At 60.4% G+C, this 18,826-nt stretch carries 16 protein-coding genes; 12 read left to right on the top strand and 4 right to left on the bottom strand.

Annotation, left to right across the window (positions count from 1 at the left end):
• The 3 genes from GT019_RS28020 to GT019_RS28030 form a co-directional block, all read left to right on the top strand.
• Window positions 1-2,520: S-layer homology domain-containing protein (locus GT019_RS28020; protein WP_161746759.1), on the top strand; the 2,520-nt coding region annotated here is incomplete at its 5' end.
• Window positions 2,521-2,699: 179 nt separating this feature from the next.
• The gene (locus GT019_RS28025) at window positions 2,700-3,287 is read left to right on the top strand and encodes a TetR family transcriptional regulator (protein WP_161746760.1); all 588 of its coding nucleotides are present in this window, start codon (window positions 2,700-2,702) and stop codon (window positions 3,285-3,287) included.
• 349 nt (window positions 3,288-3,636) lie between these two features.
• A complete protein-coding gene (locus tag GT019_RS28030; protein WP_161746761.1) occupies window positions 3,637-4,500 on the top strand; it encodes an NmrA family NAD(P)-binding protein in 864 nt (287 codons plus the stop codon).
• A gap of 223 nt (window positions 4,501-4,723) precedes the next feature.
• Here GT019_RS28030 and GT019_RS28035 read toward each other — a convergent pair whose 3' ends face one another.
• From GT019_RS28035 to GT019_RS28050, 4 genes are read right to left on the bottom strand one after another with little or no spacing between them, the layout of a single operon-like run.
• A complete protein-coding gene (locus GT019_RS28035; protein ID WP_161746762.1) occupies window positions 4,724-5,827 on the bottom strand; it encodes a GerAB/ArcD/ProY family transporter in 1,104 nt (367 codons plus the stop codon).
• 18 nt (window positions 5,828-5,845) lie between these two features.
• Window positions 5,846-6,079 carry a hypothetical protein gene (locus GT019_RS28040; protein ID WP_161746763.1) on the bottom strand — a complete coding sequence of 78 codons (234 nt, stop codon included), beginning with the start codon at window positions 6,077-6,079 and terminating at the stop codon, window positions 5,846-5,848.
• A 4-nt stretch (window positions 6,080-6,083) separates the two neighbouring features.
• Window positions 6,084-7,265, bottom strand: a complete 1,182-nt coding sequence (locus GT019_RS28045) for a Ger(x)C family spore germination protein (RefSeq protein ID WP_161746764.1) — start codon at window positions 7,263-7,265, stop codon at window positions 6,084-6,086.
• Between the two features lie 54 nt (window positions 7,266-7,319).
• The gene (locus GT019_RS28050) at window positions 7,320-8,822 is read right to left on the bottom strand and encodes a spore germination protein (RefSeq protein ID WP_161746765.1); all 1,503 of its coding nucleotides are present in this window, start codon (window positions 8,820-8,822) and stop codon (window positions 7,320-7,322) included.
• A 215-nt stretch (window positions 8,823-9,037) separates the two neighbouring features.
• Between GT019_RS28050 and GT019_RS28055 the strand changes: the two genes are divergently transcribed.
• The 9 genes from GT019_RS28055 (at window position 9,038) to GT019_RS28095 (ending at window position 18,795) form a co-directional block, all read left to right on the top strand.
• Window positions 9,038-9,304: a hypothetical protein gene (locus GT019_RS28055; RefSeq protein WP_161746766.1), complete on the top strand. Its 267-nt coding sequence runs from the start codon at window positions 9,038-9,040 to the stop codon at window positions 9,302-9,304.
• A 163-nt stretch (window positions 9,305-9,467) separates the two neighbouring features.
• Window positions 9,468-9,806 (top strand): ArsR/SmtB family transcription factor, encoded by a 339-nt coding sequence (locus GT019_RS28060; protein WP_161746767.1) that lies wholly within the window; start codon window positions 9,468-9,470, stop codon window positions 9,804-9,806.
• Window positions 9,807-10,100: 294 nt separating this feature from the next.
• Window positions 10,101-10,994, top strand: coding sequence for a haloalkane dehalogenase (locus GT019_RS28065; RefSeq protein WP_161746768.1), 894 nt, complete (start codon window positions 10,101-10,103; stop codon window positions 10,992-10,994).
• A gap of 113 nt (window positions 10,995-11,107) precedes the next feature.
• Entirely contained in the window at window positions 11,108-11,866 is a 759-nt protein-coding gene (locus tag GT019_RS28070) for a cyclase family protein (RefSeq protein ID WP_161746769.1), read from the top strand.
• 339 nt (window positions 11,867-12,205) lie between these two features.
• Entirely contained in the window at window positions 12,206-13,972 is a 1,767-nt protein-coding gene (locus tag GT019_RS28075; protein WP_161746770.1) for a sensor histidine kinase, read from the top strand.
• Window positions 13,947-14,981, top strand: a complete 1,035-nt coding sequence (locus tag GT019_RS28080) for a response regulator (RefSeq protein ID WP_161746771.1) — start codon at window positions 13,947-13,949, stop codon at window positions 14,979-14,981. Before GT019_RS28075 ends, GT019_RS28080 begins: the two co-directional genes overlap by 26 nt.
• 284 nt (window positions 14,982-15,265) lie before the next feature.
• On the top strand, window positions 15,266-16,960 hold the full coding sequence (locus GT019_RS28085; RefSeq protein ID WP_161746772.1) for an extracellular solute-binding protein: 1,695 nt from the start codon (window positions 15,266-15,268) through the stop codon (window positions 16,958-16,960).
• A 37-nt stretch (window positions 16,961-16,997) separates the two neighbouring features.
• The gene (locus tag GT019_RS28090) at window positions 16,998-17,894 is read left to right on the top strand and encodes an ABC transporter permease (protein ID WP_161746773.1); all 897 of its coding nucleotides are present in this window, start codon (window positions 16,998-17,000) and stop codon (window positions 17,892-17,894) included.
• A 16-nt stretch (window positions 17,895-17,910) separates the two neighbouring features.
• Complete coding sequence (locus tag GT019_RS28095; RefSeq protein ID WP_161746836.1) at window positions 17,911-18,795, top strand: carbohydrate ABC transporter permease; 885 nt, start codon at window positions 17,911-17,913, stop codon at window positions 18,793-18,795.
• Window positions 18,796-18,826: the final 31 nt, after the last annotated feature.

The following is an 18,826-nucleotide window of genomic DNA, read 5'->3' on the forward strand; positions in this document are numbered from 1 at the left end:
GAGGCGTCTTCGGCCGCGCGGTCGGCATTGCAGGCGGCGATTGATGCCGCGCAAGCGATCGCCGACGATGCGACGCATCAGACGCAGGTGCAGCTGGATGCGGCGGTGACCGCTTTGCAGTCGGCGGTGGAGACGTTCGAGGATGCGATCGTCGTGGCGGGAGACGGTAGGAACTTGGTTGCTGCTTTGACGAATGCGAAGCAAGGGCTGACCGACCATCCGGCGGGCACGAATGTCGGAGAGGCGTCTTCGGCCGCGCGGTCGGCATTGCAGGCGGCGATTGATGCCGCGCAAGCGATCGCCGACGATGCGACGCAACAGACGCAGTCGCAACTGGATGCGGCCGTGACCGCATTGCAAGCGGCCGTAGAGACGTTCGAGGATGCGATCGTCGTGGCGGGAGACGGCGGGAATTTGTCCGCGGCTTTGGCGAAAGCGAAGCAAGAGCTGACCGAACATCCGGCCGGCGACAACGTCGGCGAGGCGTCTGTGGCCTCATGCTCGGCATTGCAGGCGGCAATTGATGCCGCGCAAGCGATCGCCGATACTGCGACGCAACAGACGCAATCGCAGTTAGATGCGGCAACCGTCATGCTAAACGATGCTTTAATCCGCTTTGAATCCGCTTGGGTGAATCTGGTGCTCGCGGAGCCAGCCGATGGACTGTACGGCATCCGGGACGCCCTTCGATTCAGCGTATCGTACGCGTACGAGGTCACGGTGAGCGGGACGCCGGCCATTCCGTTCAAGATCGGCACGGTTGACGCCGAACAGACGGTCTACGCCGTTTACACGGGCGCTCGCGGAACGCCGTTGACCGAGCTGACCTTCGAATACGAGGTTCCGGAAGGATTCGCGGATGCGGATGGCATCGAGATTGCCCCGCAGCTCGATCTTCCGGCCGGCGCGGGCATTGTTCGGGCCGATGGATCGGCCGCTCCGCTTGCGTTTCGGGCGCCGAACGCGGACGGTCTGCGCGTAGTGTCGGTGCCGCCGGCGCTGAGCTTGACCGCCGGAGCCGGCGGCAGGACGACGGAAGTCACGGCAGCGGCAAGCGTCTTCGGCGCTTCGGCGGGCAACGCGCTCGTCAAGCTCGCGTGGCTGCCGGGCCGTCATGCCGTCGCTGATTTCGCGGTTGATCCCGGCGCCGATATTTTGACCGCGCGGCAATTCACCGTCGTCGCCAACGGCGATTATACCGTGTACGCGCAGGACTCGGCCGGAAACGAGGCGGTGAAAGAGCTTGTCGTTACCAACATCGCCAGTCCTTCCACGGGACCGATCGATTATTCGGGCAGTGCGGACCCTGATCCGTTCGGCGCGGCGGAAATCACGATCAACGGCATCCGCACGCCGGTGAGAGGCATGAAGGAAATATCCGCCGACGGTCAGACCGTGTTCAAGTTCATCCTTTCGCCGGAGCAAGCAGCCGAAGCATTCGCCCGGGATCAGCAGACGGGCGTCGTGGCCGTCGACGCGCCCGGCCAGGCGGTCGTGGTGAGCATGCCGGCAGCGTCGCTCCTGCTCGCGATAGAGGGACGGCCGGACGCGCAGTTGCAGGTTATCGTCAACGGAAACGGCATGCGAATACCGTTAGCCGATATCGGACAACTTGCTGAAGGAGCTATGCTCAACGTGACGATCGCGCCGGCTTTCGGCGACGCCGATGCGGCTTTGCAGAAAGCGGCCAAGCAAGAAGGCGCGTCCCTCCTGCTGCCGCATCCGATCGCACACGGTTTGAACATCGACGGTCAGGCGATCGACGATCGGAACGGCGGCTACCCGGTGCGCACGCTTCTCTTGCCGACGGACGCCGAGCCGTCCGAAGCGACGGCGGTCTGGATCGACGCAAAAGGCGGCCTGCATTTCGCGCCTTCCGTCTTCTCCGGCGACGGATCGCGGACGGTCGCGATCACTGCGGGAGCGGGCAGCAGCATCTACGCGGTCATCCACTCCGCCCATGCCTTCGCGGACACGCAAGGCCACTGGGCGCAAAAGGAAATCGAACTGTTGGCGAACAAGCGCATAGTAGAAGGATCGCCGAATGGCGGCTTCAAGCCGAACGAGGCGATTACCCGCGCCGAGTTCGCGGCGCTGCTCGTACGCGCATTGGGGCTGTCCGAGGCGATCGACGCGAAGGCGTTCGCGGACGTCGACGCGGACGATTGGTACGCGGGAGCGGTCGGCGCGGCGCGTCATGCCGGCTTGATCGACGGTTACGGGGACGGAGACTTCCGGCCGAATGCCGGCATCACCCGGGAGCAGATGGCCGTTATGATCGCGCGGGCGATGGTTTTCGCCGGGCAATCGCCGGCTCGCAGCGCCGCCGCGCTCGAACCGTTCGCGGACGGCGGGGACATCGCGGAGTGGGCCGCGGACGCGGCGGCAAGCCTCGTCGGCGCCGGAATCATTCAAGGCGCGACGGCCGCTTCGTTCGATCCGCGGGCGCAAGCCACCCGGGCGCAAAGCGCCGTCCTGTTGACGAGAATGCTGCAGGCTTTGCGCTACATCAATTCATGAATCATGTTCAACCTTCGTTGTCCGACGTGACGGCGAAGGTTGTTTGTTGCTTACGCCGCTTCGGCGATACCGGATTGCAGGGCATGCGTTTGACTGAGCGCTGAACGGCTGTTACAATGCTTGTAATTTGTCATGCGTCGCCGCAAGCGAAATCGAATCCAGAGAGGAGGCGCCGTCCGATGGCCGAAGAAACGCTTACCAAAGATAGTATCCTTGACGCCGCCGAGAGCGTGCTGCGTAAATTCGGACTCGCCAAAACGAATATGTCCGATATCGGCCGCGCGCTCGGCGTCAGCCATGCCGCTTTATACCGGCATTTCGACGGCAAGGCCGCGCTGCGCAAAGCGGTCGTGGAAAGGTGGCTGCTCGGATCGCTCGCGCCGCTCGAAGCCTCGGTCAGGGAGGAAGACGCGCCGGAGCGGCGATTGTACCGCTGGCTGCAGACGCTGCGCGCCTTCAAGCGCGAACGCGCCCGCAAGGACCCGGAATTGTTTGCCATGTACGCGGCATTGGTCGCGGAGACGGAAGGAGCGCTCGAGGAGCATCTTCAACATCTCATGTTGCAGCTGACATCCATCATCGAGTCCGGAATGGCGGTCGGAGCTTTTGCATGCGAGGATGCCGGCCAGTCGGCGATGGCCATCCTCATGGCGACGACGCGGTTTCATCACGCCGCCCATGCGGCGGAGTGGGAGCTTCCGGATTCCGACGCCAGGTTCGAGGCGATTTGGAAGCTGGTGTTGAACGGACTCGCCTCGCGGACCTGACGTCGTTCACGGGCCTGACGCCGATCTCGCGTCTGAGCCGATCACGGATCAGCGAGACAGGCGTAACCCGCTTTCCTGAAGTCATCCGCGAGACTGACGTAACTCGCGTTCTTGACGTAACTCGCGTTCACGACGTCGCTCGCGTTTCTCACTTCCCGCAACCCCGAATCGCTCGCTCCTTGCTAATAACGTGCCCAAATACCGCTGCCTTGCTCCGAAACCGGAACGTCAAGGCAGCGGGTATTTGTCTTTTACCAATAACAAATTACAAAATTAATAAAAAGTAACTTGTAACATGTAACGCATCATGTTAAGCTAATAACCGAATCTACGAAGGAGGCGGTTATGGATGTATGCAATCATGGGCGTTACGGGGCAAGTAGGCGGCGCGGCGGCCAAAAAGCTGTTGGCGGCGGGCAAGGCGGTCAGGGCGATCGTGCGCGACGAACGGAAAGCCGAGGCATGGAGAGCGCTGGGGGCTGAAGCGGCCATCGCGGATTATCTCGATTCCGCCGCGCTCGAAGCGGCTTTCGCCGGTGCGGAAGGGGTCTTCGTCATGATTCCGCCGACCTTCTACCCGAAGGACGGATTTCCGGAAGCGCGGGCATTCGTCAAGGCGGTCGGAACGGCGCTTGAAAAGGCGGCGGTGCCGAAGTTCGCGGCTTTATCCTCCGTCGGCGCGCATCGAAGCGAAGGTCTCGGCATCATCGAGTCGCTGCACATCCTTGAAACGGAACTGGGCCGGCTGGCCATTCCTTCGGTGTTTCTGCGCGCCGCGTGGTTCATGGAGAACGCGCTTTGGGATATCGAGCCGGCGCGCGCCGATGGCCGTGTTCCGCATTTTCTCTCGCCGCTCGACCGCAAGATCCCGATGATCTCGACGGCGGATGTCGGGGCAATCGCGGCGGATGCGCTTCAGCAAACCTGGTCCGGCACCCGTTGCCTGGAATTGCTCGGGCCCGAATCTTACTCGCCGGCCGATATCGCCGCGGTCCTCGCCAAGCTGATCGGCCGCCCGGCGGAGGCGATCTCCGTTCCGCGCGCGGACTGGGCGGATGCGTTTATTCGGCAAGGCGGGCCGGCGGATCGGGTGAACGGCAGACTGGCGATGCTGGACGGCTTCAATGCAGGCTGGATCGACTTCGAATACCGAGGCACCGAGATCGTTCGAGGCACGATCGCGCTGGAGGAAGCGTTGGCGAAGCTGCTGTAGGCGCCGAGATCGTTCAGCTGACAAGCGCCGATCAATCGGCTTGCCGACGCCGAGCAACCGGATGATCGGCATGAAAATGCAGCGACTGGCAAGCACAGAGAAAACGAGATCGCTCAGCTGACAACTCCGAGATCGCTCGGTGCCTGCAGCGATGCCGATCGCGAACGATCGCCATTACTCAACATCGGATATCCGAAGAAGCCGCAGCAACCGTGCCCGGGCCTCAACCCCCGAGCGGTCCTTGCGGCTTTTTGCGGATCGCTGCCGTAAGATAAAGCAGCAGCGGGATAAGCACGAGCGGGATAAGCGACATGGTCGACCAGGATTGGGCGATGCTTTTCTGCACGACGACCATGTTGGAGTAGCACATCAACCCCAAGACGATTCCGCCCAGCATGATCGGCCAGATCAGAATTTTCTCGTCCTGCAGGCGCAGGACATGCGAGACGCAGACGATCGCCGCTTGGAAGGAGATCAGGATGCGAACGAAGATGGAAAACAGCCAGATGAAGATCAGCACGCCCTCGAGCCGCTCGAGAAAACCGCCGATGGAGACGTTTTTCGCCAGCAGGTAGGTGGGATATACGTTGTTTCCGGTCTGTTCTGCGCCCAGCATCATCACGCAGAGCAGCGTCATCAGGACGAGCACGAAATTGCCCGCCAGCGTGCCCCCGATAAGCGCCCGCCGCCGGCCTTTTCCCTTCGCGACATACGGGTAGAGCGTCATCAGCAGCACCGAGTTTTGCAAGGAATAGAACGAGTAGGCGCCCTTCAATATCGGCTTGGCGCCGAACTCGAATACCGGGAGCAGCCTGGACGGATCCAGGATCGGCAGCAAGCAGACGAGGAGCAGGAGCATCAGGACGGCCGTCCACGGGTAGAAGATCTCGACCGCGTTGGCATACACCGTGCAGCCCGACTTCAAGGCGATGACCACGACGAGGGCGAACAGCACCATCAGCGCTTCGACCGGCGTATCCTGCAGCAGCTGCGTCGTCATGAAGAAGCCCATTGAACCGATCATGAGCGAGCCCAGGAAAAAGCAATACAGCGTAAAAATCAGCGTGATCAGCGCGCCGGCCCATTTGCCGAGCAGCGAATCGGCGTATTGGGCCAGATGCTGGTCCGGAAATTTCTCGGCCAGCGCGGCATACAACATGACGAGCAGCACGTTGACGACGGTGCCGACGATGCCGGCGATCCACGCATCCTGCTTGGCTGCGGCGGCCAGCCCGCTCGGCGCGATCAGGATCGACGTGCCGATCGTCACGAAGATGACGATGAGGGTAAACGACCGGATGCTGATTCGGGGTTTGTTCGTATCCAAGCTCATCCACTCCTTGGCTCAGCTGAGCATGGCGAAAATCGCCTTGCTCAGCGGATCGAATAGCGACATCGTCATTTTCAGCGGATTCGGCAAGTCGACCTGCGTCAATTCCAAGGTGAACAGGACCGCGCCCGCCGTCATGAGCAGGAAGTAGACCGAGATGTCCTTTCCTCGCCGTTTCCCTTTCAACGGACGAAGCTCGAACCAGCTGATCAAAGCGATGACAAGAAGCACCATTAAAGCGGAAACCATCGGCTTACTCTCCTTTCTCGGTTTGGCGGGTTACGGGCTGCTGGGTCGTTCCGATCCGTCTCGTATTGGTGCGGACATGGACATGAACGGGAACGTCCAGGTACGTCGCGTTCCAATCCTTGATTCGATGCCAGATCTTCGGATGCTGGCGATGCACCTGCTGCCCGAACCCGAAGACGTCGATCCGCAGATTTTTCTTGGTATTCGCGACCGTGTTTTGGACGATCCGGCGGACCTTCGCGTCCGTCTGCCGGTCAAACCATTTCATCGTCGCTTCGTTCATCATGTCCAAGTCGCATTCGACGTCGGAGATATCCTGTTCCATCGTGAGGTAGACATGGACGGCCAGGTCGCCTTTGCTTTTGCCGCGGATCTTGATTTTGGAATGGATGTTGAACAGCTCCACCGAGGCGCGCCCTTTGTCCGGGCAACCCAGATAGCCCACGGTCCATTTGATCGAATCGTGCACGTAATTGAGCGCTTTCGTCCCGTTCTCGTCCAGCCAGCCGACCATGCGGTCCCTCTTGAAGATGGCGGTTCCCGAGTATTCCAAATTGCTGGACGGGGAAATCTCCTGATGGTTCTTCTCGTTGGCGTTGCCGGGATCGCCGACGATCTCGATGCCGGTCATGAAGGCGCTCATGCCTTCCGTTTCGGTGGCGATCAGCAGCTCGTTGAGCGTCATCTTGCTGGTCGCGGCCCACTGCTCGTCGGAGTTCCGGAGCTTGGTGAACAGATTGTTGGCCGGAATCGGGTCCATCGAGCTGTACATCTTCAGGATGTCCGACGCCCGGCGGTTCTTCGCCACGACCAGGAAGAAGTCGTTGCGCATCTCGGCGTAGCGGGACAAATAATCGAGCGGCTTGCGCAGTCCTTCGCGCGCGGTACTCTCTCCGAACACGACCATGCGCAGATGGGAGAATTGCAGCCGCCGCGGCGTAAGCACGGTCAAGCGCCCGAGTGCGTCGGGCAGCGTTTTCCCGTCCTGCTCCAGCGTCACGACCGGCGCCAGCTTGGAGCCGTAGCTGCTTTTGGGAGATACCTCCGCCGGATTGACGATCTGTACGGATATATGATAAGCATCGCCGACCCGATCGATGCCGAGGCCGGCGACGATGGACATCTCGTTCAATTCTTGACGGTCCCAGCATCCGGCCAGGGGAACGAGCAGGATCATCGACAACATAACGGGAAGGACCCTCCGAAGGCGCATCGTTCGTTCCTCCTTATGGCGCGGACTTTATTTCTGGCGGATGACGTTCCGCTTGGCTACGTTCTCCGGGCGCTTCTTCATGAAGGGGATGGGCATGCGCCACAGCGTGTCCTTCTGGTCGGATTGGATGAACGGCGCAAGCGGCGACATGTAAGGTACGCCGAAGGAACGAAGGGCGCACAAGCGCAGCACGAGCACGATCATGCCGAGAAACAGCCCGAACAACCCGAAGGACGCGGCGATCATCATGAACACGAACCGGATCATCCGCGCGGCGATGCCGATATTGAAGGCCGGCATGACGAAATTCGCGATCGCCGTGATCGACACGACGATGACCATGGCGGCGGTGACGAGCCCGGCTTCGACCGACGCCTGGCCGATGACGAGCGTGCCCACGATGGAGATGGATTGGCCGATCGTACGCGGCATGCGCACGCTGGCCTCGCGCAGAATCTCGAACGTCACCTCCATGATCAGCGCTTCCACGAAGGCCGGGAACGGCACGCCTTCACGCTGGCTGGCGAGGTTGTAGAGCAGGATCGTCGGCAGCAGCTCCTGATGATACGTCGTGACGGCGATATACAAGGACGGGGTGAATACCGCCAGGATAAAGGAGAGCATGCGGATCATTCGGATCAAGCTGGAGAACATCGAGCGCTGGTAGTAATCCTCCGGGGATTGGAACATCTGCGCGAACAGCGCGGGCACGACTAGCGCGAACGGCGTGCCGTCCACCAAGATGGCGACCCGGCCCTCGAGCAGCTGGGCGGCGATGACATCCGGACGCTCCGAGTTGCTGACCGTCGGGAAGATCGAGAATTGGCTGTCCTGAATCGACTCCTCGATGTAGTTGCTCTCCAGTATCCCGTCGATGTCGATCTTGTCCAGCCTGCGTCTGAGCTCCTCGAGCACCTCCATGGACACGATTCCGTCCAAATACACGATCAGAACGTTCGTCTGCGTCACGCGTCCGATCTTGCGCGGCTCCGCCCACAATCGGCGATCCCTGATTTTGCGGCGGAGCATGGACATGTTCCAGCTCAGCACCTCGGTGAACCCCTCCCGGGGTCCGCGAACGACGGATTGCACGTTGGGCTCTTCGACTTGGCGCGCATTGATTTTCTGGGTCGAGACGCACAGCGCGACCGTTTCGCCTTCGAGCAGCAAAATGCCGTTCCCGGCGAAGAGATGATCGTACAATTCCACGAAATCGGATACTTTCCATACGTTGCTATCCGCGATGACGAATTGCATCAAATAATCCGGCAGCGAAAATTCGCCGTCGGCGGTTTCACGGGCCGCCGTCTTGCCGTATTCCAGCAGGGAGCGGACCAGGTCATGCGTATCGGAGAGGCCCTCCATCGAAACGATGGCGGCATGGACCTGCTTTTTCCCCGGCAAACCGATTTGCAATTCCCGGATCTTGATGTCGCTGCTGCCGCCGCTCTCGCGCTTAAGCCGGTTTACGTTGTCTTCGAGGCGCGCGACGATTGCGTCCGATTCGCCGTTGACCGTGGTTCCGCTCATGATGCTCACCTGCTTACTCGGGATAGAATGATGCTTAGGATGCGCTTGTTCGGAGGCGTTTATTCCTGATTTTGGGATATTGACCTTGAAGCGGCAGACGGGATCGGCCGGATGGCGTTGGCAGGGCAGGAAAAAAATGACGGCATGCGAATATTAAGTTAAGGGCCGCGATAAGAAATGACCGCAAGCCCCAAGCGAAGATGGAGGTGATCCGGATGGCCGAATTAGGGCTGATCCTGCTGACCGTTCTGATCGGATTAATCGCAATCGCGTTGCACGCGGGAAGGTTCGTGGATTTTTTCCGGCCTAGCGTGCTCCAGATCCAACTGTTCGGCATTCATATCACGCTATTGGGCATCGTCTCGGCAGCGGCATTCGACGAAGGCCGAGGCTATGGCTTCGCGATCGGCTTGATCGGGCTTCTGACCGCGGCCTTGACGCCATTCAGCGAACCCGGCACGTCTCGTTCCGACGATAAATGACCGCCAAGCGGATTTGATTTGGCCGAAGCCGACATTGTGGAGTTTGAATATTCCTTGACTGGAATATTCCGTACGAGGTATATTTAATCCACAGCATGAAATCGACCTCGAGCAAAGGACGTGATTGCGCAAAAAAGCCAAAAACAGAGGTGAGCGGCAGGTCATGTTTAAGTCCGGCATGGACATAATGGCGCTGAGTGCTTTAGCCGAACCCAATCGAATAAATATCGTTCAATTATTGCGCGACGGCCCTCTTACCGTAGGAGAGATCGCCGAACGGCTGGAACTGTCCCAACCGAAAACGTCGAAGCATTTGAAGGTGCTTAGAGAGAGCGGGATCGTGGAGGCGCGGATCGATGCCAATCGCCGGTTCTACCGGCTTCGGCCGGAGCCCTTCCTAGCCTTGGATAATTGGCTGCATTCCTTCCGCCACATGATGGAAGACCGGCTGGATAACTTGGACGACTATCTGCACCAATTGCAGAACAAGAAAGAGCCGTAACGGCGTTGACAGCCCGAAATGCCGAAATGAGCAAATCTAGGGGCGCCGTCGATCTTGTCTGAAATGAAATAAGCACGTTATTAACGTTGCGACAGCAGCTGATCCCTAAATCAGCTGTTTTCGTATTTTCTATCCGGACTGCGAACCAGGCGTTCGTTCGAGAAAGTCATGCCTTTGCCTAAATTAATAGTTGACTTGTAAACGATATGGCATATAATGAAATTATGGTTGACTAGTATACTTTATTCGCAATGCAATGTCAGGGTAAACCAAACGCGAAAGGTGAGATGAGCGATGAATCAAGCAGATTTTCCGTATGAGAAGAAACGGCGGCAGGTGATGGACCTGGAGATGGCCTATGTCGACGAAGGAAGCGGCGATCCGATCGTCTTCCTGCACGGGAATCCTACGTCTTCGTATCTGTGGCGCAATATACTTCCCGCCGCGATCGGGCATGGACGCTGCATCGCGCCGGATCTGATCGGCATGGGGGACTCCCGGAAGCGTCGGGACGGCGGGCCGGACGCATATACGTTCGACGAACATCGCCGCTACCTGGATGAACTGCTGGAGCAGCTCGGCGTTCGCCGGCGCGTCGTCCTCGTGGTGCACGACTGGGGATCCGCGCTGGGCTTCGATTGGGCGCGACGCCATCCGGATGCCGTGCGGGGCATCGTCTACATGGAGGCCATCATCAAGCCGCGCAGCTGGAGCGAGATCCCGGAGACGGGACGCAACGTCTTCCAGGCGCTGCGATCGTCCGAGGGCGAGCGGATGGTGCTGGAGCGAAACTCGTTCATCGAATTCAACCTGCCCGCCGGTATATTGCGAACGCTGGCGGAGGAAGAGATGGCGGAGTACCGCCGGCCGTTCGCGGAGCCCGGCGAGGGCCGGCGGCCGATGCTCAGCTGGGCGCGGCAGCTTCCCTTCGACGGGGAGCCGGCCGACGTGACGGCCATCGTGACGGCCTACGGCGATTGGCTGGCGCAAAGCGCCGTCCCCAAACTATTCGTTCGCGCCGAGCCCGGCCTGCTGCCGCAATCGCACGTTGATTTCTGCCGAACGTGGCCTTCGCAAACCGAGCTCGCGGTTCCGGGACGCCACTACCCGCAGGAGGATGCCCCGGAAGAGATCGGCAAGGCGCTTGCTTCCTGGTTGAACGCGCTGGAGCCCGATCCGCTCGGCTGATCCGATACGGGAGGAGGGTATAAACCATTTATGGGCCGGTCGGCAGATTGCGGATACCGGAGGATCGGGTATAATCGATGGGTGCGAATGCGAAGAAAAGAGGGAGAACACGAATGAAACTTATCGATTTGAGCGTACCGATCAGTCCGCGAATCCGGGAACCGCTGCCGGCTAGCATCGAATATGCAAGTCACGAGGACGGGGCGAAGCAAGCGGCCGCGGCGCTGGGCTTGAAGCAGGAGGATTTTCCGGAAGGGAAGGCTTGGGCGACCGAGACCGTCACGTTGAACACGCATGCGGGCACGCATATCGACGCGCCTTGGCATTACTGGCCGACCTCGGAAGGACAGAAGGCGAGAACGATCGACGAGCTGCCGCTCGAATGGTTTTATTCGGACGGCGTGGTGCTCGACTTCAGCAAGAAGCCGCCCGGCTACGAGATCACGAAGGAAGATCTGATCGCGGAGCTGGAGCGGATCGGGTATTCGCTAAAGCCGTATGACATCGTGCTTATCCGGAGCGACGCGGACAAACGCCTGTATCAGGAGCATTATGCCTTCCTGCACGCGGGCGTGTCGGCCGAAGCGACCGTCTGGCTGCTCGACCAGGGCATCAAGGTCGTCGGAACGGACGGTTGGGGCTGGGATATTCCGCTCAATCTCCAGGCCGAGGCGTACCGCGCGCAGCCGAGGGACGGCGTGCTATGGGCCGCGCATTACGTCGGCAAGGACCGGGAATACTGCCAGATCGAGAAATTGGCGAATCTCGATCTGCTGCCGAAGCCGTACGGCTTCAAAATCAGCTGTTTTCCGGTGAAGGTGGAGCAGGCGAGCGCCGGCTGGGTGCGCCCGGTGGCCATGTTCGAAGACTGAACCGAAGCCGACTGCCAAGGGCGGTCACGCGTACGATCAAGTTTTCCAGCAGGGGCTTCGAGCGCGACGACCTGCGAATCATTCGTTAGCGGCAGTCCGACATCGACAGTCGCTAACGAAAGTCCGCTTACGCCACAGGATTAGCCCGACAGGACCCGGGAGGAACGCCGCGACGACGCGGCTTCCTCCGAGGGTCCTGTTTGCATTTGCGCAGGCGTTCCGATTTTCATCGCGCCAGCGAAGCGAACCTTGTGTTACGATAAAGCTGAACTTGCGCGCGCGGTCGGCCGGCAGACGAGAGAGACCGGCGATCGCAGAGGCACGAAGGGGAGTCGAGGCATGGAAGCGATCCGCCGGTTTTCGTTGATCGGGTCATTGAAGGGAAGATTGGCCGTTATCTTGACCGTCGCGACGATCGTGCCCATCCTGTTGACGGGCTATATCTCGTACCGCTGGATATACGTGGTGCAAACCGAGAAGATCGAGGGCGACTGGCAGGACAAGGTGAGGCAGGAGCGGGACGAGCTGGGGCGCAAGCTCGACGAGCTCGGTAGGGTGTCGCAGCTGATGGATATCGAGGGCGGGATCGGACGGGACGTCGTCACGTTCATCTCCAGCACCGATTCGTACAACCGGTCCATCCTGTATCGCGACATCAATCAGTCGGCGGCGAACGTGAATTTCTCGAATCCCAATCTGGGGGCGATGTTCTATTACGCGCCGGAGCTGGAGGAGCCGATGCTGTTTCCGAACGCCGACGTCGGAGCCGGCTTCAAGCCGGACGCCCTGCATATCTTCTTCAAACAAAAGCTGTTCACCTATTACGGTCCTTATCCGTCGCTCGACGAATCCAATCGCGACGAACTCGTGTTCTCCCTGCTTCGGAAGCTGGAATACGGCGAAGGACGCTTCCTGTACGCGTATATCGAGACGAAGGTCATCGGCCTGGAAGCGATGTTCGCCCCGGGAGGCGAATCGGATCCCGCGGGCAACGATCCCGTCTATCACGTCCTGACGACGCCGGACGGCAAGGTGGCGTACAGCAATCTGCCGGACGGCTCGATCGCGGCAGGACAAGCGTTCTCCCTCGCGGGCGAAGCCTACCAGAGCTTTCAGGCATCCGGAACGCAAGGCTGGACGCTCTATGAGCTTATTCCCGAGAACGCTTACAATAGCGTGATGAAGAAATGGCTGTCGCAATTCATTTTGTTCGCTTCCTTTTCGCTCGTGCTCGGCATCGTCTTGGCTTGGCTGATCTGGCGCATGGTCTATCGGCCGATCCGTCTGATCAACCGGGAAATCACCCGCTTCAGCCATATCCCGTCCGCCGCGAGCACGCCGGCTACCGGACTTGCGGAATTCAATCACATCCTGGACAACTTCCATCAGATGAGCCGGCGCATCACGGAGCTGATCACCGACGTGGAGGACAAGGAGAAGCGGCGGGGGCAGCTCGAGGTCGAGAAGCTGCTCGTTCAGATCAATCCGCATTTCCTGCACAATACGTTGAACACGATCCAATGGCTGGCGCGAATGGAAGGACAGACGACGATCGCGGGAATGGTGGCGATCTTCACGCGCGTGCTGCATTACAATCTCGGCAAGAAGAACATCATCGTCACGGTCCGGGAGGAAGTCGACGCCGTGCGGGACTATATCGACCTGCAGAACATTCGCTATGACCATTCCTTCAAGGTGAAGCTGCTGGTCGATCCGGATTGTCTCGACGTGCCGATTCCGCGCTTTATCCTGCAGCCTCTCGTGGAAAACGCGCTGTACCACGGCTTCGACGACGACGACAAGGGCGAGATCGAGGTGGCGATCGCCCGGGAGCGGCGGTCGCTGCTGCTGCGGGTCAGCGATAACGGCAGGGGAATCCCGCAAGAGAAGCTGCTCGGCATGCTGGAGGAGGACGACGAGCGGCTGCGCAGATCGGGCCTCGGGATCGGGCTGCGGTACGTCAAGAAAATGCTGTTCGTCTACTACGGCCATGAAGCGCGGTTGACGATGGAAAGCGGAGCCGGCATCGGGACGACGATCGCCATCCGGCTCCCGGACACCTTGAGAGGAGTGGAGGACCTTGATTCAGGCATTGATCGTGGATGACGAAAGCTTGGTGCGCAAAGGAATGCGGCTGCTGTTCCCGTGGGAAAAATTCGGGGTCGAGATCGCCGGCGAGGCGGCAACGGGCGAGAAGGCGATGGCGTTCATGCGAACGCATCCCGTGCAGCTGCTCATGACGGACATTACGATGCCGGGGATGTCCGGCTTGGAGCTCGTCAAGCTGGCTCGGGAGCTGGAGCCGCCGCCGAAGGTCGTCATCCTGACCTGCCATCAGGATTTCGATTACATTCAGGAGGCGCTCCGGCTCGGCGCGATCGATTATATCGTCAAGACGCAGCTGGAGGAGCTCGATTTGGATCAGACCATGGAACGCATCCTGCGGGTCGTTCGGCAGGAGCTGCCCGGCCACGCGCAGGAGCAGGCGAAAGCGAGACCGGGCAGCGCGCGCAAGGCGGTCGTCCGACTGGCGGAGAACGTGCAATGGGTCATGGACGACGAGAAGTTCGCGTCGCTCGCGGATGCGGTCGCCGAACTGGACGGCGGCGATTTCGCCGAGCCGTCCTCTCTCTTGCGCGCCGCGCTGGAGCGCTGGCGGCGGAGCTTTCCGATGTTCGGCTGGGAACGGTGGACCGGTCCGGGGCAAGCGGATGCCGGGGCGTGGCTGCGTGCGCTTCGCGCCGAATTGGCCGCTTGGCTGCGCGGCTCGGCCTATTCCGAGGACGTCATCAAGGCGATCGTCAAGGCGGTCGATCTCATCCAGGAGCAGCCGGGACTTCATATGAAGCAGAGCGAGATCAGCCAAGCGGTGAATCTGAGCAAGAGCTACTTCAGCACCAGCTTCCGCGACATCGCGCGGCTGACGTTCACCCAGTTCCTCCAGGCGGCGAGCCTGCACGCCGCCAAGGAGCTGCTGCTCGCCACGAACCATCCCGTCTATTGGATCGCCGAGCAATGCGGGTTCACGGACCAGCGGTATTTCAGCAAATTGTTCAAGGAGCAGACGGGGCTGCTGCCGAGCGAATACCGGCAGCGGCACGCGGCACGCTCCTGAGCTTCGATCAAGGCCCGAGCGCGGACGGCGGCAGACGATGCCGTCCGCGCTCGGGTTTTTGCCGATCCGGGGTAGAGCGTCGATGCCTTCGCGGACGCGATCGTCTGTCGATCTCCCCCGGAAGCGGGAAAATAGTCTTCGCTTGGTGCGGTTATCGTTTTCTCCGCGGCGGCAGCGGAAGAAAATATTCCAACCGATCGCGAACGGGAGCCGCTAACGGCGCGATGAAGGCGTTTGCTATACTTGCGAGGCAAGGGAAAATACAGACAGGGAGGGTCCTCTTCATGAAGAGAAACAAGGCAGCGGCGCTTATGCTCGGTTTGGGTCTGATCCTTACGACGGCGGCCTGCAGCGACGGCAACGGCAACGATAACGGGGCGCAAACGCCGAACGCGAACGCGGCGTCGCCCGATGCGAACGCGCCGGCGGCCGCCGGCAACGACGCGAACGCCGCGGCCCCGGCGGATCCGCTCGGCAAATACGATCCGCCGATCGAAGTGACGGCCGTTCGGGGCATTACCGAGGGCACGAAGTTCGTCGACGGCGAGGCCATCGACAACAACGTATGGTCGAAGGCATACGAGAACGAGCTGGGGGTGAAGGTGAAGTACCTGTGGACGACGCCGACCGCCCAGTACGACCAGAAGCTGAACATCGCGATCGCCTCGGACGATCTGCCCGATATTACCCCGGTCAGCGCGTCGCAGCTGAAGCGGCTCGTGGAGGACGATGGATTGGAAGACTTGACGTCCCTCTACGACCAATACGGCTCCGAGCTGACGAAGAACATTTTGTCGCAGGACGGCGGCAACGCGATCAAGTCCGCGACGTTCGACGGCAAGCTTTACGGCCTGCCGAACATGACCTCGGGCCTCGGACAGTCGCATGTGCTCTGGGTGCGGACCGACTGGCTGAAGAAGCTGGGCTTGCCGGAGCCGAAGACGATGGACGACGTCCTGAAGACGGCCGAAGCCTTCGCCAAGCAGGACCCGGACGGCAACAAGAAAGCGGATACGTACGGACTCGGGATCACCAAGGACATTTTCGGCTTCTATGCCGGCATGGAAGGCTTCTTCAACGGCTTCCATTCGTATCCCAATACGTGGGTGAAGGACGCCTCGGGCAAGCTGACCTACGGCAGCATCGCGCCGGAGACGAAGGCCGCGCTGCAGAAGCTGCAGGAGCTGTACAAGAACGGGATCCTCGACAAGGAATACGGCACGAAGGACGCGACCAAGGTGAGCGAAGCGGCGAATAGCGGCAAGCTGGGCTTGTTCTACGGCTACTTCTGGAATGCCGGCTGGCTGCAGGACGGCAAGAACGCCGATCCTTCGATGGAGTGGAAGCCGCTGCCGATCGTGTCGGCGGACGATCAGCCGGCGAAGGCGCAGGTACCATTCGCCATCAGCACGTACTACGTCGTGAAGAAAGGCGCCGCGCACCCGGAGGCCGCCGTCAAGCTGCTGAATTTCGATTACGAGAAGCTCTGGGGCAAGACGGCCGAGCCGAACGTGTACAACGCGAATAACGGCGTAGGGGTCTTCGAATACGCATTGCTCTACGGCGAGGCGCCGCGCAAAAACCTGGATGCCCATCTCCATGTGGTCGATGCGCTCAACGCGAACGACCCGTCCAAGCTGAATCCGGAAGAGAAGGGCTACTACGACAGCCTCGTGGCCTTCCGCGGCGGAGACAACAAGATGTGGGGCAACGCGCTGATGTACGGACCGGGCGGCTCGCTGTCCGTCCTCGACGGGTATTCCAAGAACGGCCAGTTCGTCGACGATGCCTACTTCGGCGCCCCGACGCAGGGCATGACGGACAACGAGGCGACGCTGCAGAAGCTGCAATTGGAAACGTTCACCCGGATCATCATGGGCGGCTCGATCGACGAATTCGACAAGTTCGTCGCCCAATGGAACGATCTCGGCGGCAGTACGATTACCGGAGAAGTGAATGACTGGCAGGCTTCCCGCTAGGGGAAGCCGTCTCCGGCAAGGAAGAGGCGAATGAAACATGAGACGCAAGACCATCCGGGAGCTGCCCTTTCACTTGATGATCCTGCCGGGCTTTCTCCTGGTGCTGATCTATAGCTACGTGCCGATGGCCGGAATCGTCATGGCATTCGAGAGACTCGTTCCGTCCAAGGGGATGTTCATGTCCCCCTGGGTCGGATGGAAAAATTTCGAGTATATGCTGCGCTTGCCCGGAACGCTGGACGTGCTGCGCAATACGTTCGTCATCGCCGGCATGAAAATGGTCGCGGGCATCGTCGTGCCCGTCACCTTCGCGCTGCTCCTGAACGAAGCGCGGCAGCGGCTGTTCCGGCGGAGCATCCAGACGATCATTTATTTTCCCCATTTCCTCTCGTGGATCATCCTGAGCGGGATTCTGATCGACATTCTCTCGCCGTCGACGGGGATCGTGAACGGCATGCTCGGATTAGTCAAGATTCCCCCGGTTTATTTCCTGGGCGACTCGCGGTGGTTCCCGTTCACGCTCGTGCTGACCGATACGTGGAAGGAGTTCGGCTACGGCACGATCGTCTATCTGGCCGCGCTGACCGGCATCAATCCGGCTTTGTACGAAGCCGCGTCCATGGACGGCGCGGGCAGGCTCCGGCAGACGGTCAGCGTCACGCTGCCGGCGCTGCTGCCGATGATCGTGCTCATGTCGGTGCTCAGCCTCGGCAATATCCTGAACGCGGGCTTCGAGCAGGTATTCAACCTGTACAGCCCGCAGGTGTACAAGACGGGCGATATCATCGACACGCTCGTGTTCCGCATCGGGCTCGAGAACGCCAACTACGGCGTGGCCACGGCGGTCGGGCTGTTCAAATCTGTCGTGTCCTTCGTCATGGTCGGCCTGTCTTACCTGCTGGCCTACAGGCTGACGGATTATCGCATCTTCTAGGAAAAGCGGGATGATCATGCATATACAGACTTCGATAAGCAGACGGACGTTTCTCGCGTTCAACTACGTGCTCCTGACGGCGGTGGCCGTCGCCTGCCTGCTGCCGCTCGTCAACGTGCTGGCGATTTCGTTCAGCTCGAGCGCCGCGGTCGGCGCGGGCAAGGTCCATCTATGGCCGGTCGGATTCAACTTGAAATCCTACGCGTTCGTGCTGAACAAGCCGGAATTCGCCAAATCCTTCCTCGTCTCGCTCGGCAGGGTGGCGGTCGGCGTGCCGCTCAACATGCTGCTGACGATCCTGATCGCCTATCCGCTCTCGAAGGGGAGCCGGGAATTCCGTTTCCGCAATGCCTACGCGTGGTATTTCGTGCTGACCATGCTGTTCAGCGGCGGACTGATTCCGTGGTACATGACCATCAAGCTGACGGGCATCCTCGATACGTTCTGGGCCATGATCCTGCCGGGGGCGGTGCCCGTCTTCAATGTCATCCTGCTGCTCAATTTCTTCAAATCGCTGCCGGACGAGATCGATCAGGCCGCCCAGATCGACGGGGCGGGCAGGTGGCAGGCGCTATGGCGGATCGCCGTCCCGTTGTCGGCGCCGGCGGTCGCGACGCTGACCTTGTTCTGCATCGTGACGCACTGGAACGCGTGGTTCGACGGCTTGATCCTCATGAACCGACCAGAGCATTACCCCTTGCAGAGCTATCTGCAGACGGTGATCGTCAACCGCGACCTGTCGCTCGTGACGGCCCAGGACCTTCTGAACTGGTCGGAAGTATCCGATCGCACCTCGAAGGCCGCGCAAGTGTTCGTCGCCGTGATTCCGGTGCTGCTCGTCTACCCGTTTCTGCAGAAGTACTTCGCGGAAGGCATCGTCATGGGCAGCGTGAAAGGCTAGCGCGGCGCGAGAGGCAACGCGTTTAAGAGAG

The organism is Paenibacillus glycinis (assembly GCF_009909185.1).
Lineage (GTDB): Bacteria > Bacillota > Bacilli > Paenibacillales > Paenibacillaceae > Paenibacillus_Z > Paenibacillus_Z glycinis.